Source organism: [Enterobacter] lignolyticus SCF1, assembly GCF_000164865.1.
Classification (GTDB): domain Bacteria; phylum Pseudomonadota; class Gammaproteobacteria; order Enterobacterales; family Enterobacteriaceae; genus Enterobacter_B; species Enterobacter_B lignolyticus.
Genome location: NC_014618.1, coordinates 2,321,980 through 2,348,214 on the forward strand (window position 1 = coordinate 2,321,980; position 26,235 = coordinate 2,348,214).

Below are 26,235 nucleotides of genomic sequence, written 5' to 3' on the forward strand. Positions count from 1 at the left end.
TCTTTCAGGAATAACAGGGCGTGGGAAACCACGCCCTTTCTTTTATGTGTGGATAATAAAATGAAGAACATCCTCGCTATCCAGTCTCATGTTGTTTTTGGCCATGCCGGCAACAGCGCCGCGGAGTTTCCGATGCGCCGCCTGGGCGCTAACGTCTGGCCGCTGAACACCGTTCAGTTTTCCAACCACACGCAGTATGGCAAATGGACCGGCTGCGTGATGCCTCCGGCGCATCTGACCGAAATTGTTCAGGGGATTGCGGATATCGATAAGCTGAAAAGCTGCGATGCCGTACTGAGCGGCTATCTGGGATCTGCCGAGCAGGGCGAACATATTCTTGGCATCGTTCGTCAGGTGAAAGCGGCGAATCCGCAGGCGAAATATTTCTGTGACCCGGTGATGGGACACCCTGAAAAAGGCTGCATCGTGGCGCCGGGCGTTGCGGAGTTTCACGTCCGTCATGCGCTGCCGGCGAGCGACATTATCGTGCCGAACCTGATTGAGCTTGAGATCCTCTGCGGCCATGCGGTGAACAGCGTGGAAGAGGCGGTGGCTGCGGCCCGCGAGCTTATCGCCCAGGGGCCGGAAATCGTGCTGGTTAAGCATCTGGCCCGCGCCGGACGCAGCGCGCAGCGCTTTGAAATGCTGCTGGTGACTGCCCGCGAAGCGTGGCATATCAGCCGCCCGCTGGTTGATTTTGGCGTGCGTCAGCCGGTTGGCGTCGGTGACGTTACCAGTGGACTGCTGCTGGTTAAGCTGCTGCAGGGGGCATCGCTGCGTGATGCGCTGGAGCACGTCACCGCGGCGGTTTATGAAATTATGGAGGCGACGCACCGGATGGGTGAATACGAGCTTCAGGTGGTTGCTGCGCAGGACAGAATTGCGCAGCCGGAGTATGCCTTCAGCGCAACGGCGCTGTAATGACGACAGCCCGGAGCGTCCTCCGGGCTGGTTTCAGGATTAGTTCAGACCTTCCGCGGCAAGCGCCGCCTTCACGGCCGGACGCGCCGCTACGCGCGCCATGTAGGCTTCAATATTTTTCAGCGCGCTCATATCCAGCTTCACGGCGCGAGCCCAGCGCAGCACGGTGAAAAGATAGGCGTCGGCGATAGTAAACCGCGGGCCGCTTACCCATTCCACATTCTGCAGGGATTCATTCACGTACTGCAGTTTCTTTTCCAGCAGCGCCCGCGCGGTCGGCTTGTAATCTTCCGGGGTGTCCGGACGGAACAGCGGGGTGAAGCCTTTATGCAGCTCGGTGGCCACGTAGTTCAGCCACTCCAGGGTTCTGTAGCGCGCGATGCTGCCCGTGGGCGCCAGCAGCTGACGGTCCGCTTTCGTGTCGGCGATATACTGCATGATGGCGACGCCTTCGGTCAGCAGCGTATTGTCGTCCAGAAGCAGGGCGGGAACCTGGCCTTTCGGGTTTACTTTCAGGAAATCGTCGCCGTTTTCCAGCTGTTTTTTGGCAAGATCAACACCGGTAAGTGAGAAGTCGAGCCCGCTCTCACGCAGGGTGATATGGGAAGCAAGAGAGCACGCGCCGGGTTTGTAGAACAATTTCATGACTCATTCCTTTTGACAGAGATGTCTCTCTATCCTGCGGCGCAGTTCAGGAAAAAACAAGATTCTTTCGTGATGTCGTAAGCAAAAAAAAACCGCTGAGACGAACCCAGCGGTTTGCAAAAAATCGTTTCCCGAAGAGCGTTACGCGGTAGCGGTTTCGCTCGATTTCGCAGAGGCGCTGTCATCCTGCGTCATGCGGTTCAGCTTCGGCGCAGTCAGCAGCATCAGGATGGCAATGACGGCGGTCGCGATACCGATCTGCATGAACACGCGGCCATATACGTCCAGAGACATCAGCGGGTCGGTGACGTTTTCCGGTACCGCCATCAGGTTGGCGATTTTACCCGCGATAATCGCGGCGCCCGCGGTGGTCAGGAACCAGCTACCCATGATGAAGCCCATCAGACGCTGCGGCACCAGCTGCGCCACCATTGCCAGACCCAGGCCGGAAATCATCAGTTCGCCGATGGACTGCAGCGCGTAGCTCAGGATCAGCCAGTTAACGGAGACGATACCGGCGTCGCTGGCGAATTTGGCGCCCAGCGGCAGTACCAGGAATGCGCCGGAGCACAGCACCATACCGATAGCGAATTTGTGCGGCATCGGCAGACGGTCGCCCATTTTGTTGTAGATAGCGGCCAGAATCGGGCTACCAATCATGATCCAGAACGGGTTCAGCGCCTGATACTGCTCCGGTTCGAACGCGATGCCCAGAATAGAGTGCTCAACGTTACGAATCGCGAAGAAGTTCAGCGAGGTCGGCATCTGGCTGTACAGCACGAAGAAGATAACGGCTTCCAGCATCAGGATAAAGGCCACGATCATCTTACGACGAGCGGCACCCTGCATTGCGAAGGCTTCTTTCGCGAAGATGCAGATGATGCCCAGAGCAACCACACCCAGAACAGCGCGTGCAACGCCCTGGTTATGCAGCAGCCAGGTCGCGATAGCGGCGAGGATCACAACGCCCACGATGGTCGCCAGCAGTTTGCCAATGTGTACCGGTTCGAAGTCCGGTTTGGAACCGTACTGCTTAACCCATTTTTTGCAGAAAGCAAAGTTCACTACGGTGATCAGCATACCGACCACGCTCAGTGAAAACGCGACGCTCCAGCCAAATTTGGCGGCGAGCCACGGCGTTGCCAGCATAGAGAAGAAAGAACCGATGTTCACGGACATGTAGTACATGGTGAATGCACCGTCCAGACGCGGGTCATCTTTCGCATAGCAGGTAGAGAGCAGGGAGGACGGGTTAGCTTTGAAAAGACCGTTACCCACGGCGATAGTCGCCATACCCATGTAGACGACAGCTGCGTCATGGCCGGACCATGCTACCAGCGCATAGCCGATCGCCAGCACGATGGCGCCCAGCATAATAACGCGTTTGGTACCCAGAACTTTGTCACCCAGCCAGCCGCCGATAGCAACCAGACCGTACACCAGAGCACTAAAGGACGAAAACAGCGTAATAGAATCCGCTTCAGACATACCCAGTTGTTTCACCAGGTAAACGGCCATGATCCCTTGCAGGCCGTAATAACCGAAACGTTCCCAAAGTTCGATAGAGAAGATGAGATAGAACGCTTTCGGCTGTTTGAAAGCGTTCAGACTCACGCTTTCTGCTGGTTTATTGTTTGCAGTAGACACATATACCTCTTTTTTTACATCCCATTTTAACGGGGGGTTCTGGGCGTGATGCTCATATGGACATCCGCCTTATAGTTATTCTTGGAGGGGAAAACGGCAGGTAATGTTCACTATCCTGGCGGATCAGGCAAGGGGTTTGTAATATTCTGTTACACATATCAGATGCGTTATAATCTCCCGGACATACAAATGTTATTCAGCGTTAAATCTTTCCGTTTCGTTTCTTCTGGTTTTTTTCACTACTTTTAAGGGGTGAAACCCGGAGCGTGGCGATATGTTCTGCTATTTTGCCGTGATTGCAGTTATATGGACCAATATTAGGAATAATACTGGTGTTATGTCTGGTTAAAAAATGGTTAACCCTTGTTCCGGCAATGCATTTCGACGCTTTGCATAACATGTTTGTAACGTTATGTTATCGAGGTGATCCACATCACATTTATATAGAATTTTTTTCTGATAAATAAACGATTAACCTGCGAGAGCGGTTAAGAGGCAGAGAATCATACGTCGGTATTGGGAAAATATGGTCAGATAGCGGGGGAAGATCGCCGCGGGGGAGTGCGGCGATCGAATACATCGCGACTAGAGTTCGACCTTCTCTTTGAATTCGCAGAGATCTTCAATCAGGCATGAGCCGCAGCGCGGTTTTCTGGCGATGCAGGTATAGCGGCCGTGCAGTATCAGCCAGTGGTGACAGTCGACTTTAAACTCCGCCGGAACGACTTTGAGAAGCTTCTCCTCAACCTGCTCAACGTTTTTGCCGGGGGCGAAGTTCGTGCGGTTGCAGACGCGAAAGATATGGGTGTCTACGGCAATCGTCGGCCAGCCAAAGGCGGTATTCAGCACCACGTTCGCGGTCTTACGCCCAACGCCCGGCAGCGCCTCCAGCGCGGCGCGATCTTCCGGTACATTCCCGCCGTGCTGCTCCAGCAGGATGCGGCAGGTTTTAATCACGTTCTCGGCCTTACTGTTAAATAAACCGATGGTTTTGATGTATTCCTTTACGCCGTCAACCCCCAGCCCGAGCATGGCCTGCGGCGTGTTGGCCACCGGATAAAGCTTCGCCGTGGCTTTGTTGACGCTGACGTCCGTTGCCTGTGCGGACAGCAGCACCGCGATCAGCAGCTCGAAAGGGCTGGTGAAGTTCAGCTCCGTCGTCGGATGTGGGTTGTTATCGCGTAGCCGGGTCAGAATTTCGAGCCGCTTCTCTTTATTCATGATGCCTTCCCTGGGGTGGTGTCTACGGTAACGTCGACGCTTTGCCGACGTGCGCTGGCGCGACGCTTCGCGCGTTCATCAATCAGGTATTTTACGGCGAGCAGCATGCCAAGGCCAATAAAGGCGCCAGGGGGCAGCATCGCCAGCAGGAACGGCGTATCGGTATGGAACACCTCGATGCGCAGGACCTTCGCCCAGCTTCCCAGCAGGCCGTCCGCCCCGTCAAAGAGCGTACCGTTGCCGATAATTTCGCGCAGCGACCCGAGGACAAACATCGCGCAGGTGGCGCCCATTCCGATGGAGAACCCATCAAGCGCTGAAAGCGCCGGGCCTTTTTTCGCCGCGAACGCTTCCGCGCGGCCGACGACGATGCAGTTGGTCACGATCAGCGGAATAAAGATGCCCAATGACTGGTACAGGCCGAAGGCGTAGGCGTTGATCAGCATTTGCACCACGCTCACCACCGAGGCGATGATCATGACGTAAATGGGGATACGAATTTCCGACGGCGTCCAGCGGCGCAGCAGGGAAATCGTCAGGTTGGTTAACGTCAGCACCAGCGTGGTGGCCAGTCCGAGCCCAAGGGCATTCGTTGCCGTTGAGGTCACCGCCAGCAGCGGGCACATCCCCAGCAGCTGCACCAGCGATGAGTTATTTTTCCACAGTCCCTGGACGATAATGTCTTTAATTTCGCTCATGATTTACTCTTCGCAGGGTGACAGGGTATTGAGTTGCGACGGCAGCGTTTCGGCGAACAGCCCCGCGCGTTTAACCGCGTTGACCACCGCCCGCGGCGTAATGGTCGCACCGGTAAACTGGTCGAAATCACCGCCGTCCTTCTTCACCGCCCAGCGGCTGTCGTTCGCGCCGTTAATCACTTTGTCGGCAAAATGGGTGATCCAGTCTGAATGGCGAAGCTCGATTTTATCGCCAAGCCCTGGCGTTTCATGATGCTCCGTCACCCGGGAGCCCAGCACCGTACCTTTGAAATCCGCGCCGACCAGCAGCTGAATATTGCCGGAGTAGCCGTCAGGGGCCGTGGCCTCCATGACGGCCGCGACCGGCGCGCTGTCCATCATGGCGATATACACCTTGTGGCTGCCTTTGCCCAGGGCCGGTGCGTTAAGCACATAGCAGCTTTTTAACAGGTTATTATTATACCGATCCTGCGGCAATACCTGAGAGAACAGCGCCATTTGCTGCTTTTCCGCCTGCACGTCGATAGTGCTCTTTGTTAACAGATTGATAGCGGCGGTCAACCCGGTGGCGCCTGCGGCAAACAGCGCCAGCGTTACCCCGTGTTTACGTATGGTGTTCAGCATGGTGTTCCTCAGCGATGGCCGTAAACGCGTGGACGGGTGTAGTAATCAATCAACGGCACGGTGATATTGGCCAGCAGGGTGGCGAACGCCACGCCGTCCGGATAGCCGCCGAAGCTGCGGATCAGCCATACCAGCAGGCCCGCCAGCGCGCCGAAAATCAGACGTCCGCGATTGGTCGTCGATGCGGTGACGGGATCCGTCAGAATAAAGAATGCGCCAATCATCGTCGCGCCGGACAGCAGGTGTATCTGCGGCGACGCCATACTTTCCGGCGACGCTATCCAGCCAAGCGTACTGCATATCGCCAGGCTCAACAGAAAACTCAGCGGAATATGCCAGCGAATGGCGCCTTTCCACAGCAGGAACAGCCCGCCGACAAGCCAGGCAATGTTGACCCACTGCCAGCCGACGCCCGCCAGCGCGCCGCGGTAGACAGGGAGCTGAAGAATGTCGTTGACGCTATGGCCTGCGTGTAGCGAGGTTTTGAAGGTATCCAGCGGCGTGGCCTGGCTAATACCGTCAATGCCCATGCGCAGCGAGTTGATATCGGCGCCCGCAGAGGTATGCCCAAAGAGGATTATCTGCACGCTGTCCCACAGACCTGGCGCGGAGACGGCAATGTCATGCGGCGGCAGCCAGGAGGTCATCTGTACCGGAAACGAAATCAGCAGCACCACGTAACCGATCATTGCCGGGTTAAAGGGGTTATGCCCCAGGCCGCCGTACAGCTGCTTGGCGATAATGACGGCAAAGGCCGTGCCGAGCACGATCATCCACCACGGCGCCGACGGCGGAATACTGACCGCCAGCAGCAGGCCGGTCAGCAGGGCGGAGTTATCGCCCAGCGTCTGGCCGACACGCTGTTTGCGCAGGCGAAGCACCAGGGCTTCAGCCGTCCAGGCGGTGGCGGCAGCAAGGATAAGCTGCAGCAGAGTACCCCAACCAAAAAACCAGGTTTGCACGGCAATTCCCGGCACAGCGGCCAGGATAACCAGCAGCATAATACGCGACGTCTGGCGCTGGTTATGGGTGTATGGGGAGCTTGCGATTTTAAAAACCATTTATTCCTCGTTGACGGCCTGTTGCGCTGCCTTCTTTGCCTGCACGCGGGCAATCGCCGCGGCAACCGCGGCTTTGCGCGGATCGTCATTGGCGGCAGCCGCTGCTTCTTGTTGTTCTGCTTTACGCGCCTTCGCGCGGGCAATGGCGGCCTCGACGGCAGCTTTGCGCGGGTCGACCGGTTCCGCTTCAGGCGCCGGGGCTGGCGGCTGCCCGGCCTTGCGCGCTTTGGCGCGGGCAATGGCGGCTTCGACGGCGGCTTTGCGCGGGTCGACCGGTTCCGCCTCAGGCGCCGGAGCTGGCGGCTGCCCGGCCTTGCGCGCTTTGGCGCGGGCAATGGCGGCTTCGACGGCGGCTTTACGCGGATCGGCCTGGGCGGCGGGATCCGTCGCTTCAGCCGATTCGCCCGGCTGGCCTTTGCTCTCCTGATTAGCTCGCGCCAGCGCTTTACGCGCCTCACGCGCGGCGATAACGGCGCTGTTATCCGGCTTTTCTCCCGCCAGGACAACAATCGGCTGCGCCGCGTGCTGTTTTTTCTCCCGGATGCGGGCAAGCGCTGCGTTTATGGCATCCTGATCCTGCGCCGCGGGCTGCACGGCCGCCTGTTTATGACGCTCAAGGCGGGCGGCTTTCTCGCGTTCCAGTCGCGCCTGCCGGGCTTCAAAGCGCGCTTTGGCCTCCGCGGCGCGCTGTTCTTCCTGGCGGATAGCGGCAATCTCGGCTTTTTCCTGACGGAAGTACTGCACCAGCGGGATATTGCTTGGGCAGACCCAGGCGCAGGCGCCGCACTCAATGCAGTCGGACAGGTTATGCGTCTGCGCTTTGTCGTGCTGTTGACCCTTGCTGAACCAGTAAAGCTGCTGCGGCAGCAGGTCTGCCGGGCAGGCGTCCGCACAGGCGCTGCAGCGGATACAGCCTTTCTCATCCTGCGGTTCGCCCATTTCCGACGGCGACGGCGCCAGCAGGCAGTTGGTAATTTTTACCACCGGCACATCCAGCCAGGGCAGGGTAAAGCCCATCAGCGGCCCCCCCATAATGACCAGCTGTTCGGCCGACGGGCAGAATCCGGCATCGGCGAGCAGGTGCTGTACCGGCGTTCCCAGCCGGGCCCAGACGTTGCCCGGCCGTCCGACCGATTCGCCGGTCAGGGTGACCACGCGCTCGGTCAGCGGTTCGCCGTCAACGATCGCGCGCTTGACCGCAAACGCCGTACCGACGTTTTGCATCAATACGCCAATATCGGATGAGCGCCCGCCGTGCGGTACCTGCTTGCCGGTAAGAATTTGCGTTAGCTGCTTCGCGCCGCCGGAAGGGTATTTCGTAGGAATCACCCGCAGGCTGATGCCATGGGCATCCGCCAGCACGGCGCGCATCATGGAGATGGCCTGCGGCTTGTTATCCTCAATGCCGATCAGCACCTGTCTGGGCTGCAGAATGTGTGCAAGAATGCGGACCCCTTCCACGATTTGTGCCGCGCAGTCCTGCATCAGACGGTCATCCGCGGTGATATAGGGTTCGCACTCGGCGGCATTAATGATCAGGGTGTCTATCTTATCGCCGCCGCCCCGCAGTTTGGTGCCGGTGGGGAAGCCCGCGCCGCCGAGCCCGGCGACGCCAAACTGATGGATACGTTCAATAAGCGTATCGCGGGTTTTGCTCTGCCAGTCGCTCCAGCCGTCGCGCTCAAACCACGTGTCGTGACCGTCCGCTTCAATAATGACGCTGAGCTCTTCCAGCGCGGATGGATGCGCGGTGGAGTGGGGCGCAATCGCGGCGACGGTGCCGGATGTCGGCGCGTGAACCGGCAGCATACGCCCCCAGCCGCGGGTCAGCGGCTGACCGCGCAACACGCTGTCGCAAACGCTGACGCACAGCTCGCCTTCAGCGCCAATGTGCTGTTTTAGCGGAATGACATAGCGCTGCGCCAGCGGGACCTGGCGTAACGGCGTGCCATTTGACTGGGTTTTCATTTCAGGTGGATGGATCCCGCCGTCAAAGTCCCAGATTCTGTCCTTTTTAAACGCAGAAAATAACTTAAGCATGATGTTCCACAGGAATAATACGGACCGGAATGGTTTGCAGATCCCACTTCCAGGTCTCCGTGGTGGTCTTGACCGGCAGCAGGGTGATGCATTGCGTCGGACAAGGCGCAACGCAGAGATTGCAGCCGGTGCATAAATCGCTGACAACGGTATGCATCGCGCGCGTCGCGCCGACAATAGCATCTACCGGGCAGGCCTGGATGCACTTGGTGCAGCCAATACAGTTCGGTTCGTCGATGACCGCCAGCATGCGTACGGGCTCCTGGCTTGCCTCGTCGTCGGCGGGCTGAGGGTCGACGTTTAGCAGCGCCGCAATCTTCAGCATCACCGCCTCGCCGCCGGGCGCGCAGCGGTTGATCTTCTCGCCCTGGCAGCCCACGGCTTCCGCGTACGGGCGACAGCCCGGATATCCGCACTGTCCGCACTGGCTTTGCGGCAACAGTTCATCAATTTTTTCAACGACCGGATCGTCCTCAACGGCAAAGCGACGCGAGGCATATCCGAGAATGCCGCCGAAAATCAGGCCGAGAAGGCTAATGGCGATAACCGCTATCCACACTGCGCTCATTACAGTTTCACCAGACCGCTAAAGCCCATAAAGGCCAGAGACATCAGACCGGCAGTAATCAGCGCAATGGCGTTGCCGCGAAACGGCGCAGGAACATCGGCGACCACCAGCCGTTCGCGGATAGCGGCAAACAGCACCATGACCAGTGAGAAACCGACCGCCGCGGAGAAGCCGTACAGCGCCGATTGCATAAAGTTATGGCCAAGGTTGATGTTCAGCAGGGCGACGCCGAGCACCGCGCAGTTGGTGGTAATCAGCGGCAGGAAAATACCCAGCAGGCGATACAGCGCCGGGCTGGTTTTGCGCACCACCATTTCGGTAAATTGCACCACGACGGCAATGACCAGAATAAAGGCCATCGTCCGCAGATAGACGAGGTTGAGCGGGATCAGGATCCAGGTGTCAATCAGCCAGGCGCAGATAGACGCCAGCGTCATCACAAAGGTGGTGGCCAGTCCCATTCCCATGGCGGTTTCCAGTTTTTTGGAAACACCCATAAACGGGCACAGTCCAAGGAACTTCACTAATACGAAGTTATTGACGAGAACCGTGCCAATAAAGAGCAGTAAATAATCAGTCATTATTCGACCTGAAACCAAAAAAAGCCGCCTATTATCGGTCAAACCGCAACAGGCGACAACAGATTATCTGTGGGGTTATTTACGGGTTAACGAAGGTGCGTTTCACGCGCGCCGAGCGTTTGAAATAGGGCACCAGCAGGGCCGCCGCCAATAGCGGAAACAGCAGCTGGCGCAGCGCCAGCGCATCGGATACCGGAGAAAACGCGAAGGCTTTCACTGCCAGCAGCACCGAAATCAGCAGCCAGATTATGTAGTGCTTTGGCACCAGGGCGCGGCGCTTGAAAAAAGCGACAGTTAACCAGAACGTATAATACCACATTGCCGCGGCGAATAAGAATGAGAGCCCCCAGAGGATCATATTGCCGCTGCTCAGGGCGCGCAGCGCGGGCAACGTCTGGGGAGAGATGAGCGAGCCGGCGTATAAGAAGACCGCCAGCGTTGCGCTCAGCAGCGCGACCAGTAGCCAGGCCAGCGGGGCGATCAGCCATCCGCCGATACGTTCTGCAGAATTTTCGGACATGACTTCTCCTGAAAATGGGCGCCAGTCAATGCGTTAAAAATGGAGGAGAAGTATAAGCAACTGACGCCCGGGATAACAGCCTTATTGCACGTAATGCCAAACGGATTTTGGTACCTGGCCCACGTCATACAGACGACCACCGGAAACGAGTTCGGCGCGGCGATGATCGGCAGCGCGATACATATTGACTATCTCTTCGGTGTTGGTCAGCGAGTAGTTTAGATGGTCAAACAGCTTTTCCAGACTTTCAAGAGTGCTGATTTTGCGGAATTTGAGTAAATAATCCTGAACGGTCATCTTAGCGTGTATCCATTTTATAATGTGATATTTGAAGTCAATATCTCTCTGACCAGAATGAATGATTCAGAGCGATGTTTCGGAAATGGAAAGGTCTTGGGTACCCGTAAATTATTTCGGGTATAAAAACCAAATACAACAACGGAAATGCCTTCCGTTAACATAAAATTCAAAATAGGAATTTTCTAATGTGAAAGTCGGACGCCAGTCGGCGCCTGAGGAGAAGGTTAACGCTGTTCGTTGTGGCTGGCAATCACGAATTGCGACCAAAAAAACATTTTCGAATTAAACTGGCAGAAAGGGGAATAGTCTGGTGCCCCCCCGCGGACATCACCGGCAGCTAAGCCGGTGATGTCCGGGGTATCCGCATCATTATTACGATGCCGGGGTGGTTTTTTGTACGGCTGCCGTTGGTTCGGGAGGCTGGTAATTATCAATATGGTGCGCCACGATCAATAAAAGCACGGAAACACCAAGAACCACCCAACCTACCAGTTCGACAATCCGGGTCAATACGAGAGCCATAGTTTAAAAATAAAGTAAAAATAATCAGGGGCTAAATGTTACCAGGCACCTGGCGTAACGCAAGCGTTGATTGCGCTGTTGCCGCATTATTGTTACAGGAAACGGCGCCTGCCTCTGAATCCGGGGCGTATACTGTCTCTAAACGGCTGTAAATACCCCTGTAACGCTGACTTCGAGGAGAGGATGCACATGAGTGACACGATCCGCGTTGGATTAATCGGCTACGGCTATGCGAGTAAAACATTCCATGCCCCGCTAATCAGCGGGACGTCAGGGATGACGCTCGCGGCGGTGTCCAGCAGCGATGCGGCCAAAGTAAAGGCTGACTGGCCCGCCGTGGCGGTGGTGTCTGACCCCAGACACCTGTTCAACGATCCCGACATCGACCTTATTGTCATTCCGACGCCCAATGACACGCACTATCCGCTGGCGAAAGCGGCGCTGGAGGCCGGCAAGCACGTGGTGGTCGATAAACCGTTCACCGTGACACTGTCACAGGCCAGGGAGCTCGACAGCCTGGCGCACGGCGTCGGGCGGCTGCTGTCGGTGTTTCATAACCGCCGCTGGGACAGCGACTTTCTGACCATCAAGGCGCTGATCGCGGAAGGTGCGCTGGGCGAAATCACGTATTTCGAATCACATTTTGACCGCTACCGTCCGCAGGTGCGCAACCGCTGGCGCGAGCAGGGCGGCCCGGGCAGCGGTATCTGGTACGATTTGGGACCGCATCTGCTCGATCAGGCGGTGTCGCTGTTCGGCCTGCCGGTCAGCCTGACGGTGGATCTGGCGCAACTGCGGCCCGGGGCGCAGTCGACGGATTATTTTCATGCGGTGCTGGCCTACCCGCTGCGTCGCGTCGTGCTGCACGCCACGCTGCTGGCTGCCGCGGAGAGCGCGCGCTACATCGTGCACGGCTCCCGGGCGAGCTACGTAAAATATGGTCTCGATCCGCAGGAGGACCGGCTGAAAAGCGGGGAGCGCCCGCCGCTGGAGGACTGGGGCTACGACATGCGTGACGGGGTGGTGACCCGCGTAGAGGGGGAAGACCGCGTGGAAGAGACGTGGCTTACGGTGCCGGGAAATTATCCTGCCTATTATGCGGGGATCCGTGATGCGCTAAACGGCCACGCGGAGAACCCGGTGCCCGCCAGCCAGGCGATTCAGATAATGGAGCTGATTGAGCTGGGCCTCGAATCGGCGAAGCTTCGCGCCACGCAGTGTCTCACCCGCTAAAGAAAGCCGCTCACTGAGCGGCTTTCTCGTTATTACCCTTGCTGGACCCGGGCAATCAGCACCTGCTTCTCCTGCGGCGTCAGGAAGGCAATCTCCAGACCATTGATCTGCGCCTGGCGGATCTGCTCGCGGGAAAGCCCTGCGGCAGGGGCCGCAACGGTGTACTCGTGAATAATATCGATGCCCTGAACGGCCGGATCGTCGGTGTTGATGCTAGCCAGCACGCCGTGCTCAAGGAAGGTCTTCAGCGGATGCTGCGCCAGTGAGGCGACGGTGCTGGTCTGAATGTTGGAGGTCAGGCAGGACTCGATACCGATACGCTGTTCGGCCAGGAAGTCCATCAGCGCGCGATCTTCAACCGCTTTCACGCCGTGGCCGATGCGTTCGGCGCCGAGCTCGCGGATGGCCTGCCAGATGCTTTCCGGACCCGCCGCTTCACCGGCATGGACCGTGATATGCCAGCCAGCGTCGCGCGCGCGGTTAAAGTGGTTCAGGAACAGGCCGCCGGGGAAACCGAGCTCGTCACCCGCGAGGTCCAGCGCGGTGATGCTGTCGCGGTGCGCGAGCAGCGCCTCCAGCTCCTGGGTGCATGCCGCTTCGCCGAAGGTGCGGCTCATAATGCCGATAAGACGCGCTTCAACGCCGAATTCACGGCAGCCTTCACGAACCCCGGCAATGACGGCTTCAACCACGCCCGCGACCGGCAGGTGGTGCGTCATCGCCATATAGCCCGGTGAAAAGCGCAGTTCGACGTAGTGCAGGCCGTTGCGCGCGGCATCCTCGATGTTTTCGCGGGCGACGCGACGGCAGGCGTCGAGCGTGGCGAGCACCTTCACGCCCCAGTCCAGTTTGCTGAGGAAGCTGACCAGATCCGGTTCGCTGCTGGTGACCTGAACATGCGGCAGCAGGGCGTCCAGCGACGAGGCGGGTAACGCGATGTTATGCTGGCGGCCAAGATCCAGGATCGTTTGTGCGCGGATATTGCCATCAAGGTGGCGGTGAATGTCAGTTAAAGGCAGGTTGGTATCAATCATGGTCGCACTCTGAATTATTGTTAAAGTGCGGCCTATTATAAAAATAAAACGGGGTAAAAAGCTATTGCGCAACGCAAATAGGCGTTGCGCAATTATCGTCAGCGCAGAGCGTGAATGGCGTTGATCAGCCCCTGCACGCCGCGCTCCAGCTTGCTGCGCGGGCAACCGGCGTTGAGGCGAACAAAACCGTTGCCCTCTTCGCCATAGGTATATCCCGGCATGATGGCGACTTTTTGCTGCTCAATCAGCACTTTTTGCAGCAGGCGGTCGTCAATATTTAGCGGGCGAAGATCTATCCAGGCAAGGTAGGTCGACTGCGGCGGCTGCCAGCGCAGCTCAGGAAACGCGTGGTTCAGCGCCGTGGCGATGTAGTGCATATTCTCTTGCAGATAGTCGCGCAGGGCGTCCAGCCAGGGCTCTCCCTGCTGGTAGGCGGCGATATGGGCGACCAGCGCGGGGACCGACGGCGACGACAGACCGTCGCGGCCTTTCAGCGCGTGAAGGTAGTCGCTGCGCGCATCGGCAGCGCCAATCAGCCCCCAGGCGCCGGTCAGCGCCGGAATATTGAAGCTCTTCGAGCCGGAGGTGAACAGCGCCCAGTCGCCGCGCGCGACCTCGCACCACGGCGTATGCCGGTGAGCGCCCCAGACCATATCCATATGGATTTCATCGCTGATGACCCTCACGCCGTGCTTTTCACACAGCGCCGCCATGGTGCTGAGCTCATCGCGGGTCCACACTTTTCCGGTCGGGTTATGCGGGCTGCACAGCAGCAGAACGGTGTTTTGCGCATCGGACAGCACGCGTTCCAGCGCGTCCATGTCGCACATCCATCCTTCCGGCGTCTGATGCAGCGGCACGGCGGCGACCCGCCGCTGATTGCCCTCAATAGCGTTGAAGAAAGCGTCATAGGCTGGCGTATGCACGACCACGCCGTCGCCGGGCGAAGACCACTGGCGAATCATCTCTGAAACCATGTAGATAACCGAGGGGCCGTACACCACGCTCTCGGCGTCAATCACGCTGTTAAAGCGTCGGCTGAACCAGTGACGGATAGCGCCGAGGAATTCATCGTTCTTCCAGCGGCTGTAGCCGAACACACCGTGGGCGAGCCGCCGGGTGAGCGCGTCGAGCACGCACGGCGCGGTGGCAAAATCCATATCGGAGATGGTGAAGGGCAGCAGATCCGGCGCGCCAAAACGGTCCGCAACGTAATCCCATTGCGTACACCAGGTGCCGTGGCGGTCGACGACCGTCGAGAAGTCAAACATGGCAGCGTCCTTATCAGGAAACGGGGGAGATCCATTTTCCCCCTTCAGGGCGAAGGGGGAATGCGGGCATTATGCCTGAACGGTGTTCATCAGCGAGGCCATTTCGTCTTTAACCGACTGAACCTGTGGGCCAATGACCACCTGCAGGTTGTGCTGGTTCAGCTGTACCACCCCGATGGCGCGGTTGGCTTTCAGCGCGTTAACGTCGACCTTGCTCATGTCGTTGACCGACAGGCGCAGACGGGTGATGCAGTTATCAAGCGTGGTGATGTTCTCCGCTCCGCCCAGCGCGGCCAGAATAGCCGGTACGTTATAGCCGGATTTGCCGGTGGCGCCCGCAGCCGCTTTTTCAGCGCCGGAGGCGGTTTCAATATCGCGTCCCGGCGTTTTGATGTTAAAGCGGGTGATGGCGAAGCGGAAGATGGCGTAGTACGCCGCGAACCAGACCGCCGCCACGACCGGCACCAGATACCACTTGGTGGACAGGCCGTGCAGGATCCCGAAGACCACGAAGTCGATAACGTTGCCGTCGGTGTTGCCGATGGTGACGCCAAGGACCGCCATGATGGTAAAGCCAAGGCCGGTCAGCAGGGCGTGAATGAGGTACAGCACCGGGGCGACGAACAGGAACAGGAACTCCAGCGGTTCGGTCGTTCCGCCCACGACGCAGGCGATAACGCCGGAAATCAGCAGCCCTTTAATCTTGTGGCGGTTTTCCGGACGGGCGCAGTGGTACATCGCCAGCGCAGCGCCAGGCAGGCCGCCGAGGAAGGCCGGCATTTTGCCCTGCGACAGGAAGCGGGTCGCGCTTTCCGAGAAGCCGTGCGTATCCGGGCAGCTGAGCTGCGCCTGGAAGATGGTCAGCGCGCCGCTGACGCTGTGGCCGCAGACGTCCATGGTGCCGCCCGCTTCGGTAAAGCGGATCAGGGCGACCAGTATGTGATGCAGGCCGAACGGCAGCAGTAAACGTTCGCCGGTGCCGAAAATCATCGGACCAAAGTCGCCAGCGCTGTTGATAGCGTACCCCAGCGCGTTGATGCCTTTGGCGAAGAACGGCCACACCAGCGGGATTGCCAGGCCGACAAGCCCCATCACCACGGTGGTGACGATCGGCACAAAACGGGTGCCGCCGAAAAACGCCAGCGCATCCGGCAGGCGGATCGTGTGGAAGCGTTCATGCAGCATCCATACCACGATACCGGCGATAACGGCGCCGAGGATCCCGGTGTCGATCGACTGAATCCCCAGGATATTCTGGATGTTGTTGGCTTTCAGAATCGCGGCGTCGGTGGTCGGCAGAATACCTTTCGCCGTCAGCCAGAAGTTGACCGCGAGGTTCATTACCGCATAGCCGACAAAACCGGCGAAGGCGGCGACGCCCTTGTTTTCACGCGCCAGTCCCAGCGGGATGGCGATACAGAACATAACCGGCAGGAAGCTAAAGGCGAAGGAGCCGACTTTGCTCATCCAGATAAAAATGGCCTGCAGCAGCGGCGTATCAAGCCACGGCAGCAGGGTGGTGACGTCATGGCTGCTCAGCGAGCTGCCGATCCCTAACATGATCCCGCAAAAGGAGAGCAGTGCCACAGGCAGCATGAACGTTTTGCCCAGCTGCTGGAAAAACTCCCACAGTGTAATTTTTGGTGCTGCTTTCGTCGTCATAAAACGACTCCTTGTACTGATTGAGATTGTTGTTTTCTGGAGCGCTGCGGAAAGATAAAACGTTTTATCAAATTTTAGTGCGAGTAAAATCACATAACCAAGTGATAATAACGTTTATAAAGACAACACATTGATAAAACGTTTTATCTACTGCAAAGGAGCAAGTGCGGTTAATGGCTATCGCAAAAAAGGTCACCATCAATGACGTCGCCCATGCGGCCGGAGTTTCCGTGGCCACGGTGTCGCTGGTGCTCAGCGGCAAAGGGCGGATCTCCATGGCAACCGGCGAGCGGGTGAATCAGGCCATTGAAGCGCTGGGATTTGTGCGTAACCGTCAGGCCGCCTCGCTGCGCGGCGCCCAGACCGGGGTCATCGGGCTTATCGTCGGTGATTTAAGCTCGCCGTTTTACGCCGAGCTGGCGGCCGGAGTGATTGAGTCGCTGGAGTCACAGGGCAAAATGGTGTTTCTCACCCAGGGCGGGCGCAAGGGCGAACATATGCTGCAGCGCTTCGATACGCTGGTGTCACAGGGCGTTGACGGCGTGGTGATCGCCGGGGCGGTTGATCGGGCGTCTGAGCTGCGCGATAAGGCTGAAGATAGCGGGGTGCCGCTGGTTTTCGCCTCCCGGGCCAGCTATCTCGAGGATGTCGACCTGATCCGCCCGGACAATATGCAGGCGGCGCAAATGCTGACCGAACATCTTATTCGCCGCGGGCACCAGCGCATCGCCTGGCTCGGCGGCCAGAGCACGTCGCTCACCCGCGCGGAACGCGTCGGCGGCTACTGCGCGACGCTGCTTAAATACGGCCTGCCGTTTCACAGCGAATGGGTGGTGGAATGCGAAACCAGCCAGCGTCAGGCCGCCGAGGCGTTCTCCCATCTGCTGCGCCATAACCCGACGATCACCGCGGTGGTGTGCTACAACAACGTGGTGGCGATGGGCGCCTGGCTCGGTATGCTGCGTTCGGGCTGGCAGAGCGGGGATGAAAGTCTTGAAAGCTATTATGAGCAGCGCGTCGCGCTGGCGGCGTTTGCCGAAGTGCCGGAAAGCGCGCTGGAGGATGCGCCGATGAGCTGGGCGATCACCCCCGCGCGGGAGATGGGGCAAAGCGTGGCGGCGCGAATGCTGGAGCGCATCGACAGCGGAAAGAACGTGGTGAAGAACCAGATAATGCCGCCGCGGCTGGTCAGCACGAAATAGCCCCGGCCGGAGCCGGGGATGTTGCGGTTATGGCTGCGCCGGCGCGGCATCCTGCGGCGCCGGAATGCCTAAATCCGGTGCGCCGAACATGCCGACAAAATCGTCGAGCGACATTTTCTGGCCGTTCAGCGTCACCTGACCATCGGCGTACTGCAGGCTGCTGGAAATGGCGTTATTTTCCAGGGTGGTGATGCGGAACATCTGTCCCATCGCCGCCAGTCCCTGAATCTGCTGGCTCGCCAGCTTCTCGGCATCGCTCTGCTGGTAGCCTTCCAGACGTGCCACCTGGGTCATCAGCTCTGTCGCCATGTCCATCGGGATAGTCAGCTTGCCGTCCAGCGATTTCACGGTGCGATCCACGCTCTGCGCCAGCGTTTTCGGCTCGCCGGTGGCGTTGGCCGGATCCCTTAACAGCAGCGACAGGTTGAAGGTGGCTTCGCCTTTGCTGTTCTTCCAGCTGAGCGGGGCCACGGTGATAACCGGCTCGCCTTTGAGCAGGATCGGCAGGGTATCGAACAGCGCTTCAGCGACTTTCTGCTGGTACAGCTCCGGGTTTTGCATAATGTCCGGCTGGCCCATCAGCGCCTGCACCCGGCCATTGTACTGCTGGCTGAACTGGTGCCAGGCCTGACCGTCAATCTGATCGACCTTCAGAGAGAGCTTACCGCTGCCTATATCCTGTCCCTGCAGCTTCAGGCTATTGAGGGTGTAGTTCAGCTGGCTATTGACGCTTTTACCGTCTTTCGCCAGCTCGGTTTTCCCTTCGAGCGCGGTGCCGTCGAGTACCGCCAGCTCTTTACCTTCCACGCCGATCGCCAGTTTATCGAGGGTGATTTTCTGGTTGCCGATGCGTTCTTCGAAGTGGGTAAGCTGGCTTGAACCTTCGGTTTTGAGGTTGCTGAAGGTCAGCTGTACCTTCTGGTTGTACTCATTGACGGCGTTGATCTGGCCGCTTTGCGCCTCGCCGGAGACAGAGAACACGTTGCCCTGCTGATCGGCATCGACTTCGAACTGCCCGCCGCTGAAGGTCACTTTGTCGGTGCCGTCTTCAAAGTTTAACGGCTTAAGCGTGATGCCTGAGCGCGTATCGCCGTTGTAGCTGATGCGGGTGCTTATCTCAAACGGCGACTGGCCTTTGGCAAGGTCAAACAGCGGTTTGCTGGCCTCATTATTCACCAGCACCGTGTTAACGGTGGCCATCGCCGGGGCGAGGTTAAAGGATTTCAGCGACGCCAGCGGGAAGGGGCCGTGGGAGACTTTCTCATCCAGCACCACGGTTTGTCCCGCCTTCAACCAGCTGTTTTTAGCGCCATCGGCCGGTTTTACCACCAGCTGCAGATGGCTGCTGAAGACGCCGCGCTGGTAGTCCTGATACGCAAGCGTCAGGCCGGCTTCCGGCGCGGTGCGGGCGAGCTGCGCATTGGCCTGCGCGACCATATCGGCAATACGGGTTTCCAGCTGTTTACCGGTGTACCAGGATCCCCCTGTCCACACCACTCCCAGAGCAATAATAATTCCTGCGGCGACCAGCGATTTTTTCATAGGTTTTGTCCATAAAATAAAAACAGGCGGAAGTGTCCGCCTGTCGTGTCGTTAGGCTGAGTTCAAGCTTAGCAAGACTCACCCAAAAGTTCAGTAACTTAAGCGTTCCGCGCTTAAAGCTTGTTGAATACCCGCGCCACGCGGCCGGTGCCGCTGAGGCTCACCGGGGATTCGTTCGCCGCCACAAACGCGGATTCACCGGGTTTCAGCGCCAGCGACTGACCGTTTTTACGCAGCACGGCCTCGCCCTCAACGCAGAACACGATAGCCGCGCTCTGCTGGGCAAGCTCGCTGCCTGCGGCGCTGAGTTCGTGCAGCGAGAAGGCAAAATCGTCCACCGGGATAGGGAAATCCAGCTCGGCGCCGTGAACCACCGGCGTTGTCAGCAGTTCTGCCGCCGGTTTGGCGGTGAATTTGACGTTCGCCACCAGCTCCGGAATATCGATATATTTCGGCGTCAGCCCCGCACGCAGCACGTTATCGGAGTTCGCCATCACCTCCAGCGCCACGCCGTTCAGATAGGCGTGCGGCGTTTCGGCAAACAGGAACATCGCCTCACCCGGGTTCAGCTTCACCACGTTCAGCAGCAGTGGGGAAAACAGGCCGCTGTCGTCCGGGTAGAAGCGGGCGATAAAGCGGATGGTGTCCCAGGGTTCGCCCTGCTGGCTGTCCAGCGCGGCGCGCAGAATATCAAGCGCGCGCGATTTCTCTTCGCCCTGCATGTTGAGCAGGCTGGCGAACAGGTCGCTTAGCGTCTGGGCATTGGGGGTTTGCAGAAAATGGGCGATGGCGGCGTGAGCGCCAGCAACAGGTTGCAGCAGGGCGGCAATCTCGGAAAACTCGCGGAAAGCGTTCATTGCGAGGAACGGCGTCAGGGCAAAAACCAGCTCCGGCTTATGGTTCGGATCTTTGTAGTTACGTTCAGCGGCATCCAGCGGGATACCGGCGGCGTTCTCTTTGGCAAAACCCGCTTCGGAGGCTTTCTTGTTCGGGTGGACCTGAATAGACAGCGGCTGGTCGGCGCACAGCACTTTAAACAGGAACGGCAGTTCGCCGAAACGCGCGGCGACGGCGTCGCCCAGCAGCGACGCCATATCGGCATCGATCGCATCGCGCAGCGAGCGTACCTGACCGCTGGCGTCGGTGACTTTTGAGCTGCTTTTCGGGTGGGCGCCCATCCAGAGCTCCGCCATCGGCAGGTGGTCCGGATTTGCGATACCATAGAGGTCGGTTAACGCAGTTTTGCTGCCCCAGGCATAGTTTTGCACTGAGTTGATGAGTTTTTGCATTATCAAGCCCTGTAATCATGGGAATTTATCTTTCGTTATTAAACCAATAAAGCGGGCAGAAGTAACCTGCGAATGTAAAAAGTCGTCCTTGTCTCAGTTTTTGTTAAAAAATTGTGTAGGATAGGGCAACTCGCTTTTCAGAGGGCACATGGAAAATGTGCCTGACTAAAAATCAGCCTACGCCGTAAGTGAGAGAACAATGTCGAACAAACCTTTTGTTTATCAGGATCCTTTTCCGCTGAAAAAGGATGACACTGAATACTATCTCCTCAGTAAAGACCACGTCTCCGTCGCCGAATTCGAAGGCCAGGAAATCCTCAAAGTTGACCCACAGGCGCTGACGCTGCTGGCGAAGCACGCGTTCCATGATGCCTCGTTTATGCTGCGTCCGGCGCATCAGCAGCAGGTTGCCGATATCCTTGGCGACCCGGAAGCCAGCGAAAACGACAGGTATGTGGCGCTGCAGTTCCTGCGTAACTCCGATATCGCCGCGAAGGGGATTCTGCCTACCTGCCAGGATACCGGCACCGCGATCATCGTCGGTAAGAAAGGACAGCGCGTGTGGACCGGCGGCGGTGATGAAGCCGCGCTGGCGCGCGGCGTCTACGACACCTATATCGAGGATAACCTGCGCTACTCGCAGAATGCGCCGCTGGATATGTATAAAGAGGTCAACACCGGCACCAACCTGCCGGCGCAGATCGATCTCTACAGCGTTGATGGCGACGAGTACAAGTTTCTGTGCATCGCCAAAGGCGGCGGCTCGGCCAACAAAACCTACCTGTATCAGGAAACCAAAGCGCTTATCACCCCGGCGAAGCTCAAGAACTACCTGGTGGAGAAAATGCGCACCCTCGGTACTGCAGCCTGTCCGCCGTACCATATCGCTTTCGTGATTGGTGGCACCTCGGCGGAGGCGACCCTGAAAACCGTCAAGCTCGCCTCAACCCACTACTACGACGGCCTGCCGACGGAAGGGAACGAGCACGGTCAGGCGTTCCGCGACGTACAGCTGGAGCAGGAGCTGCTGGTGGAGGCGCAGAATCTCGGCCTCGGCGCGCAGTTTGGCGGGAAATACTTCGCGCATGATATCCGCGTGATCCGCCTGCCTCGCCACGGCGCGTCCTGCCCGGTCGGGATGGGCGTTTCCTGTTCCGCCGACCGTAACATCAAGGCGAAGATCAACCGCCACGGCGTCTGGCTGGAGAAGCTGGAGCATAATCCGGGCAAATATATTCCGGAAGCGCTGCGCAACGCCGGAGAGGGGGAAGCGGTACGTATCGACCTGAACCGTCCGATGAGCGAGATCCTCGCCCAGCTGTCGCAGTATCCGGTCTCTACCCGCCTGTCGCTCAACGGCACTATCATCGTGGCGCGCGATATCGCCCATGCCAAACTGAAAGAGCGTATGGACAACGGCGACGGTCTGCCGCAGTACGTTAAGGATCACCCGATCTACTACGCCGGACCGGCCAAAACGCCGGAAGGGTACGCGTCCGGTTCGCTTGGTCCGACTACCGCAGGACGCATGGACTCCTACGTCGATCAGCTGCAGTCGGAAGGCGGCAGCATGATCATGCTGGCGAAAGGCAACCGCAGCCAGCAGGTGACGGATGCCTGCCACAAGCACGGCGGCTTCTACCTCGGCAGCATCGGCGGTCCGGCGGCGGTCCTGGCGCAGGGCAGCATCAAGCGCCTGGAGTGCGTGGAGTACCCGGAGCTGGGGATGGAGGCTATCTGGAAAATCGAGGTCGAAGACTTCCCGGCGTTCATTCTGGTGGATGACAAAGGCAACGACTTCTTCCAGCAGATCAGCACCTCGCAGTGCGCGCGCTGCGTGAAGTGACGGCCGTCTGAGGCGATATAAAAAAACGGATGGCCTGGCCATCCGTTTTTGCTGTTGTCGCAGGTCAGAGCGCGTTGAACTTATTCAGTACGCGAATCAGCTGTGTGACGAAGCCGTACTCGTTGTCATACCAGGCGACGGTTTTCACCAGCTGCAGGTCGCCGACCTCGGTGATTTCCGTCTGGGTGGCGTCGAAAACTGAACCGAAATGGCTGCCGATAACGTCCGAGGAGACGATCTCCTCATCGGTATAGCCAAAGGATTCATTCCTCTCGCTCGCTTTTTTCAGCGCCGCGTTCACCTCATCGGCCGTGACCTTTTTGCCCAGTATCGAGACCAGCTCCGTTACCGATCCGGTTTTCACCGGCACGCGCTGCGCATGGCCCTTCAGCTTGCCGCTGAGCGCCGGGATAACCAGACCAATCGCCTTGGCCGCCCCGGTGGTATGGGGAATAATGTTTTCCGCCGCGGCGCGGGAGGCGCGCAGATCCTTACCGCGCGGGCCGTCCACCAGCGCCTGGGTGCCGGTATAGGCGTGGATGGTGGTCATGGTGCCTAGCTGAATGCCGAACGCGTCGTGCAGCGCTTTCGCCATCGGCGCCAGGCAGTTGGTGGTGCAGGAAGCGACAGAAATAATCGTGTCCTGGCTATCAAGCGTATCGTCGTTGACGTTATAGACGATGGTTTTCATGTCGCCCGCCGGTGCGGAGATCAGCACTTTTCGTGCTCCGGCCTCCAGGTGCGCTTTCGCCTTATCGGTCGACGTATAGAAGCCGGTGCATTCGACGATAAGCTCAGCGCCTGCGGCTTTCCAGGGGATATTTTTCGCGTCTTTTTCCGCGTAAACCGCGATTTTTTTGCCGTCGACAATCAGCGCGTCTTCGGCGAAATCCACGCTCCAGGGAAACGGGCCGTAGTTGGAGTCATGCTTGAGTAAATAGGCCAGCACCTTCGGCGAGGTCAGATCGTTGATGGCAACGACCTCCAGCGGGCTTTTGACCTCCAGCAGGCGGCGCAGCACCAGGCGTCCAATGCGGCCAAAGCCATTAATACCAATCTTGCTCATTGAGGATCTCCTAATGTGGGGGGATATGGCGAGGAAACTCCTCCAGGCTTAGACCAGACGCGGCCAATGGGCAACTGAAAAAATCGACCGTCCGTGCTTATTTAAGATATCGCATATGAGTAATCGAATATGTTTTGACATTCTTTTCGCGGGCAGAGACACTAATAAGCGATTACAGGAGGGCGCGATGACGCAAATGACTTCCTTACAACTCTTCAAAAACCTGTCCGATGAAACCCGTCTGGGTATCGTATTGCTCCTCAGGGAGATGGGGGAGCTGTGCGTGTGCGATCTTTGCACGGCGTTGGACCAGTCGCAGCCCAAGATATCCCGCCATCTGGCAATGCTCCGGGAAAAGGGGATATTGTTGGATCGCAAGCAGGGGAAATGGGTTCATTACCGCTTATCTCCGCATATTCCCTCGTGGGCCGCTCAGGTTATTGAGCAAGCCTGGTTAAGCCAGCAGGACGACGTACAGGCCATCGCCCGTAAGCTGGCATCGGCAAACTGCTCGGGTAGCGGCAAGGCGGCTTGCATCTAAAAAATTTGCCTGAACATATATGATTTTTCAAATGTGAGGTGTTGGGAATGAAAACGTTAACGGTGTTTGATCCGGCGATGTGCTGCAGTACCGGAGTGTGCGGTTCAGATGTCGATCGGGTTCTGGTCGATTTCTCCGCGGATGTCCAATGGCTGAAAGGGCGTGGCGTATCGGTTGAACGTTACAACCTGGCGCAGCAACCTATGAGCTTTGTTGAGAACGAGAAAGCGAAGATGTTCCTCGACGTTTCTGGAGCGGAAGGGCTTCCATTGCTGCTGCTGGATGGGGAAACGGTGATGGCAGGACGTTACCCAAAACGCGCTGAGCTGGCTCGCTGGCTGGGTATTCCGCTGGAGAAGGTGGGAATGGCCCCCACGCGCTGCTGTGACGGTAACACTTCCTGTTGTTGAGTATGTCGGGAGGACAGATGAAATTCTTACAGAATATTCCGCCTTACCTGTTTTTTACCGGCAAAGGCGGGGTGGGTAAAACCTCAATATCATGCGCTACTGCTATCCGGCTGGCGGAACAGGGCAAACGAGTACTGCTTGTCAGCACCGATCCCGCCTCCAATGTCGGTCAGGTATTCGGTCAGACTATTGGGAACACGATTGTTTCGGTGGCTGCGGTGCCTGGGCTCTGCGCACTGGAGATTGACCCACAGGCAGCCGCCCAGCAATACCGGGAAAGAATCGTTAATCCTGTTAAGGGACTTCTGCCGGATGACGTTGTCAGCAGCATTAACGAGCAGCTCTCGGGAGCATGCACAACGGAGATTGCGGCGTTCGATGAGTTCACCGGTGTGTTGACCGATGCCGATCTGCTGACCCGTTTTGAGAGTATCATCTTTGATACTGCGCCAACCGGCCACACCATTCGCCTTCTCCAGCTTCCCGGCGCCTGGAGCCGCTTCATTGACAGTAACCCGGATGGCGCTTCCTGCCTGGGCCCCATGGCTGGGCTGGAAAAGCAGCGCGAGCAGTACGCGCAGGCCGTTGCGGCATTATCCGACCCCGAACGTACCCGGCTGGTGCTGGTCGCGCGGCTGCAAAAATCAACGCTATTGGAAGTTGCCCGCACGCATGAAGAACTGGCTGCGATTGGCCTTAAAAATCAGTATCTGGTCATTAATGGGGTTCTGCCCGAAACCGAAACGGAAACTGACGCATTAGCCGTTGCGATATGGCAACGGGAGCAGGAGGCGCTGGCGCATCTTCCAGCAGGCTTATCCGCATTGCCGACAGATACCTTATTCCTTCAGCCAGTGAATATGGTCGGCGTGTCCGCATTGAAAGGGCTGCTCACCCCTGGTTCTGCAGCCGCGATGCTCCCTGAAACGACGACGCCGGACAAAACCGATAATTTGTCGCTCTCTGAGCTGGTTGATGACATCGCCCGCAGTGAACACGGTCTGATTATGCTGATGGGGAAAGGCGGCGTCGGTAAAACAACGATGGCGGCCGCTATTGCCGTCAGGCTGGCGGATATGGGGTTTGATGTACATCTGACAACGTCAGATCCCGCAGCGCATCTCAGCACAACGCTCAACGGTAGTCTTAACCATCTTCAGGTCAGCAAGATAAACCCGCACGATGAAACCGAACGCTATCGCCAGCATGTCCTTGCGACAAAGGGGAGGGATCTGGATGAGGCAGGGAAACGGCTGCTGGAAGAAGATCTCCGCTCACCTTGCACTGAAGAAATCGCCGTGTTCCAGGCGTTTTCCCGTGTGATTCGTGAAGCGGGGAAACGCTTTGTCGTTATGGATACGGCGCCCACGGGACACACGCTGTTATTGCTTGACGCGACCGGAGCTTATCACCGCGAGATTGCGAGAAAAATGGGCGATAACGGTCATTTTACCACGCCGATGATGCAGCTTCAGGACCCGGAACGAACCAAAGTGCTGCTGGTTACGCATGCAGAAACAACCCCTGTGCTGGAGGCGGCAAATTTGCAGGCCGACCTCGAGCGGGCGGGAATTCATCCGTGGGGCTGGATTATCAATAACAGTTTTGCCATTGCGGATACTCGTTCACCGCTGCTTTGCCAGCGTGCCCGACAGGAGCTTCCGCAGATTGAGGCCGTTAAGCGCCAGCACGCAGACCGTATCGCGCTTGTTCCGGTACTGGCGTCAGAGCCCGCCGGTATCGAAAAGCTCAGAGCGCTGACGGTTTAATTTTTTTGTGTTTACAGGGCGG

25 protein-coding genes are annotated in these 26,235 nt (G+C 58.1%); 7 read left to right on the forward strand and 18 right to left on the reverse strand.

Annotated elements, in window-relative coordinates:
* The first annotated feature begins 60 nt into the window (after positions 1-60).
* On the forward strand, positions 61-921 hold the full coding sequence (gene pdxY, locus ENTCL_RS10955) for a pyridoxal kinase PdxY (protein ID WP_013366184.1): 861 nt from the start codon (positions 61-63) through the stop codon (positions 919-921).
* A 39-nt stretch (positions 922-960) separates the two neighbouring features.
* Here pdxY and gstA read toward each other — a convergent pair whose 3' ends face one another.
* The 12 genes from gstA to blr form a co-directional block, all read right to left on the reverse strand.
* The gene (gene gstA / locus ENTCL_RS10960) at positions 961-1,566 is read right to left on the reverse strand and encodes a glutathione transferase GstA (RefSeq protein ID WP_013366185.1); all 606 of its coding nucleotides are present in this window, start codon (positions 1,564-1,566) and stop codon (positions 961-963) included.
* Between the two features lie 141 nt (positions 1,567-1,707).
* Positions 1,708-3,213: a dipeptide/tripeptide permease DtpA gene (gene dtpA, locus ENTCL_RS10965; protein ID WP_013366186.1), complete on the reverse strand. Its 1,506-nt coding sequence runs from the start codon at positions 3,211-3,213 to the stop codon at positions 1,708-1,710.
* Positions 3,214-3,798: 585 nt separating this feature from the next.
* A complete protein-coding gene (gene nth / locus ENTCL_RS10970) occupies positions 3,799-4,434 on the reverse strand; it encodes an endonuclease III (RefSeq protein ID WP_013366187.1) in 636 nt (211 codons plus the stop codon).
* Positions 4,431-5,132, reverse strand: coding sequence for an electron transport complex subunit E (locus tag ENTCL_RS10975; protein WP_013366188.1), 702 nt, complete (start codon positions 5,130-5,132; stop codon positions 4,431-4,433). Before ENTCL_RS10975 ends, nth begins: the two co-directional genes overlap by 4 nt.
* Before the next feature lie 3 nt (positions 5,133-5,135).
* Positions 5,136-5,756 carry an electron transport complex subunit RsxG gene (gene rsxG, locus ENTCL_RS10980; protein WP_013366189.1) on the reverse strand — a complete coding sequence of 207 codons (621 nt, stop codon included), beginning with the start codon at positions 5,754-5,756 and terminating at the stop codon, positions 5,136-5,138.
* Positions 5,757-5,764: 8 nt separating this feature from the next.
* On the reverse strand, positions 5,765-6,817 hold the full coding sequence (gene rsxD, locus ENTCL_RS10985; protein ID WP_013366190.1) for an electron transport complex subunit RsxD: 1,053 nt from the start codon (positions 6,815-6,817) through the stop codon (positions 5,765-5,767).
* Positions 6,818-8,857: an electron transport complex subunit RsxC gene (gene rsxC / locus ENTCL_RS10990; protein WP_013366191.1), complete on the reverse strand. Its 2,040-nt coding sequence runs from the start codon at positions 8,855-8,857 to the stop codon at positions 6,818-6,820.
* Complete coding sequence (gene rsxB / locus ENTCL_RS10995; protein ID WP_013366192.1) at positions 8,850-9,425, reverse strand: electron transport complex subunit RsxB; 576 nt, start codon at positions 9,423-9,425, stop codon at positions 8,850-8,852. The genes rsxC and rsxB overlap by 8 nt, the downstream gene beginning before the upstream one ends.
* Positions 9,425-10,006, reverse strand: a complete 582-nt coding sequence (gene rsxA, locus ENTCL_RS11000) for an electron transport complex subunit RsxA (protein WP_013366193.1) — start codon at positions 10,004-10,006, stop codon at positions 9,425-9,427. Before rsxA ends, rsxB begins: the two co-directional genes overlap by 1 nt.
* Positions 10,007-10,085: 79 nt before the next feature.
* Complete coding sequence (locus ENTCL_RS11005) at positions 10,086-10,526, reverse strand: DUF2569 domain-containing protein (protein WP_013366194.1); 441 nt, start codon at positions 10,524-10,526, stop codon at positions 10,086-10,088.
* 81 nt (positions 10,527-10,607) lie between these two features.
* Positions 10,608-10,823: a transcription modulator YdgT gene (ydgT, locus tag ENTCL_RS11010; protein WP_013366195.1), complete on the reverse strand. Its 216-nt coding sequence runs from the start codon at positions 10,821-10,823 to the stop codon at positions 10,608-10,610.
* Positions 10,824-11,198: 375 nt separating this feature from the next.
* Complete coding sequence (gene blr, locus ENTCL_RS22950) at positions 11,199-11,348, reverse strand: division septum protein Blr (protein WP_071841398.1); 150 nt, start codon at positions 11,346-11,348, stop codon at positions 11,199-11,201.
* Positions 11,349-11,537: 189 nt separating this feature from the next.
* Between blr and ENTCL_RS11015 the strand changes: the two genes are divergently transcribed.
* On the forward strand, positions 11,538-12,581 hold the full coding sequence (locus ENTCL_RS11015; RefSeq protein WP_013366196.1) for an oxidoreductase: 1,044 nt from the start codon (positions 11,538-11,540) through the stop codon (positions 12,579-12,581).
* 32 nt (positions 12,582-12,613) lie between these two features.
* Here the strand turns inward: ENTCL_RS11015 and add are convergent, their stop codons facing one another.
* The 3 genes from add to malX form a co-directional block, all read right to left on the reverse strand.
* A complete protein-coding gene (gene add, locus ENTCL_RS11020) occupies positions 12,614-13,615 on the reverse strand; it encodes an adenosine deaminase (protein ID WP_013366197.1) in 1,002 nt (333 codons plus the stop codon).
* A gap of 98 nt (positions 13,616-13,713) precedes the next feature.
* Entirely contained in the window at positions 13,714-14,886 is a 1,173-nt protein-coding gene (locus ENTCL_RS11025) for a MalY/PatB family protein (protein ID WP_013366198.1), read from the reverse strand.
* 69 nt (positions 14,887-14,955) lie between these two features.
* Positions 14,956-16,548: a maltose/glucose-specific PTS transporter subunit IIBC gene (malX, locus tag ENTCL_RS11030; RefSeq protein ID WP_013366199.1), complete on the reverse strand. Its 1,593-nt coding sequence runs from the start codon at positions 16,546-16,548 to the stop codon at positions 14,956-14,958.
* A 173-nt stretch (positions 16,549-16,721) separates the two neighbouring features.
* On the opposite strand from malX, the gene ENTCL_RS11035 reads away from it, so the two are divergent.
* Complete coding sequence (locus tag ENTCL_RS11035) at positions 16,722-17,750, forward strand: Mal regulon transcriptional regulator MalI (RefSeq protein ID WP_013366200.1); 1,029 nt, start codon at positions 16,722-16,724, stop codon at positions 17,748-17,750.
* Positions 17,751-17,777: 27 nt separating this feature from the next.
* Here the strand turns inward: ENTCL_RS11035 and ENTCL_RS11040 are convergent, their stop codons facing one another.
* Entirely contained in the window at positions 17,778-19,292 is a 1,515-nt protein-coding gene (locus tag ENTCL_RS11040) for a YdgA family protein (RefSeq protein WP_013366201.1), read from the reverse strand.
* A gap of 113 nt (positions 19,293-19,405) precedes the next feature.
* Positions 19,406-20,581 carry a mannose-6-phosphate isomerase gene (gene manA / locus ENTCL_RS11045; RefSeq protein WP_013366202.1) on the reverse strand — a complete coding sequence of 392 codons (1,176 nt, stop codon included), beginning with the start codon at positions 20,579-20,581 and terminating at the stop codon, positions 19,406-19,408.
* Between the two features lie 199 nt (positions 20,582-20,780).
* On the opposite strand from manA, the gene fumA reads away from it, so the two are divergent.
* Positions 20,781-22,427, forward strand: coding sequence for a class I fumarate hydratase FumA (fumA, locus tag ENTCL_RS11050; protein WP_013366203.1), 1,647 nt, complete (start codon positions 20,781-20,783; stop codon positions 22,425-22,427).
* A gap of 64 nt (positions 22,428-22,491) precedes the next feature.
* Here fumA and gap read toward each other — a convergent pair whose 3' ends face one another.
* Positions 22,492-23,493, reverse strand: a complete 1,002-nt coding sequence (gene gap, locus ENTCL_RS11055) for a type I glyceraldehyde-3-phosphate dehydrogenase (protein ID WP_013366204.1) — start codon at positions 23,491-23,493, stop codon at positions 22,492-22,494.
* A gap of 187 nt (positions 23,494-23,680) precedes the next feature.
* Here gap and arsR point away from each other — a divergent pair, with 187 nt between their 5' ends.
* Genes arsR through arsA form a run of 3 tightly spaced genes read left to right on the forward strand, consistent with a single transcriptional unit; the run spans position 23,681 to position 26,213 of the window.
* Positions 23,681-24,034 carry an As(III)-sensing metalloregulatory transcriptional repressor ArsR gene (gene arsR, locus ENTCL_RS11060; protein ID WP_013366205.1) on the forward strand — a complete coding sequence of 118 codons (354 nt, stop codon included), beginning with the start codon at positions 23,681-23,683 and terminating at the stop codon, positions 24,032-24,034.
* Positions 24,035-24,081: 47 nt separating this feature from the next.
* Positions 24,082-24,444 carry an arsenite efflux transporter metallochaperone ArsD gene (arsD, locus tag ENTCL_RS11065; RefSeq protein WP_013366206.1) on the forward strand — a complete coding sequence of 121 codons (363 nt, stop codon included), beginning with the start codon at positions 24,082-24,084 and terminating at the stop codon, positions 24,442-24,444.
* A gap of 17 nt (positions 24,445-24,461) precedes the next feature.
* Complete coding sequence (gene arsA, locus ENTCL_RS11070; RefSeq protein WP_013366207.1) at positions 24,462-26,213, forward strand: arsenical pump-driving ATPase; 1,752 nt, start codon at positions 24,462-24,464, stop codon at positions 26,211-26,213.
* The last annotated feature ends 22 nt before the right edge of the window (positions 26,214-26,235 follow it).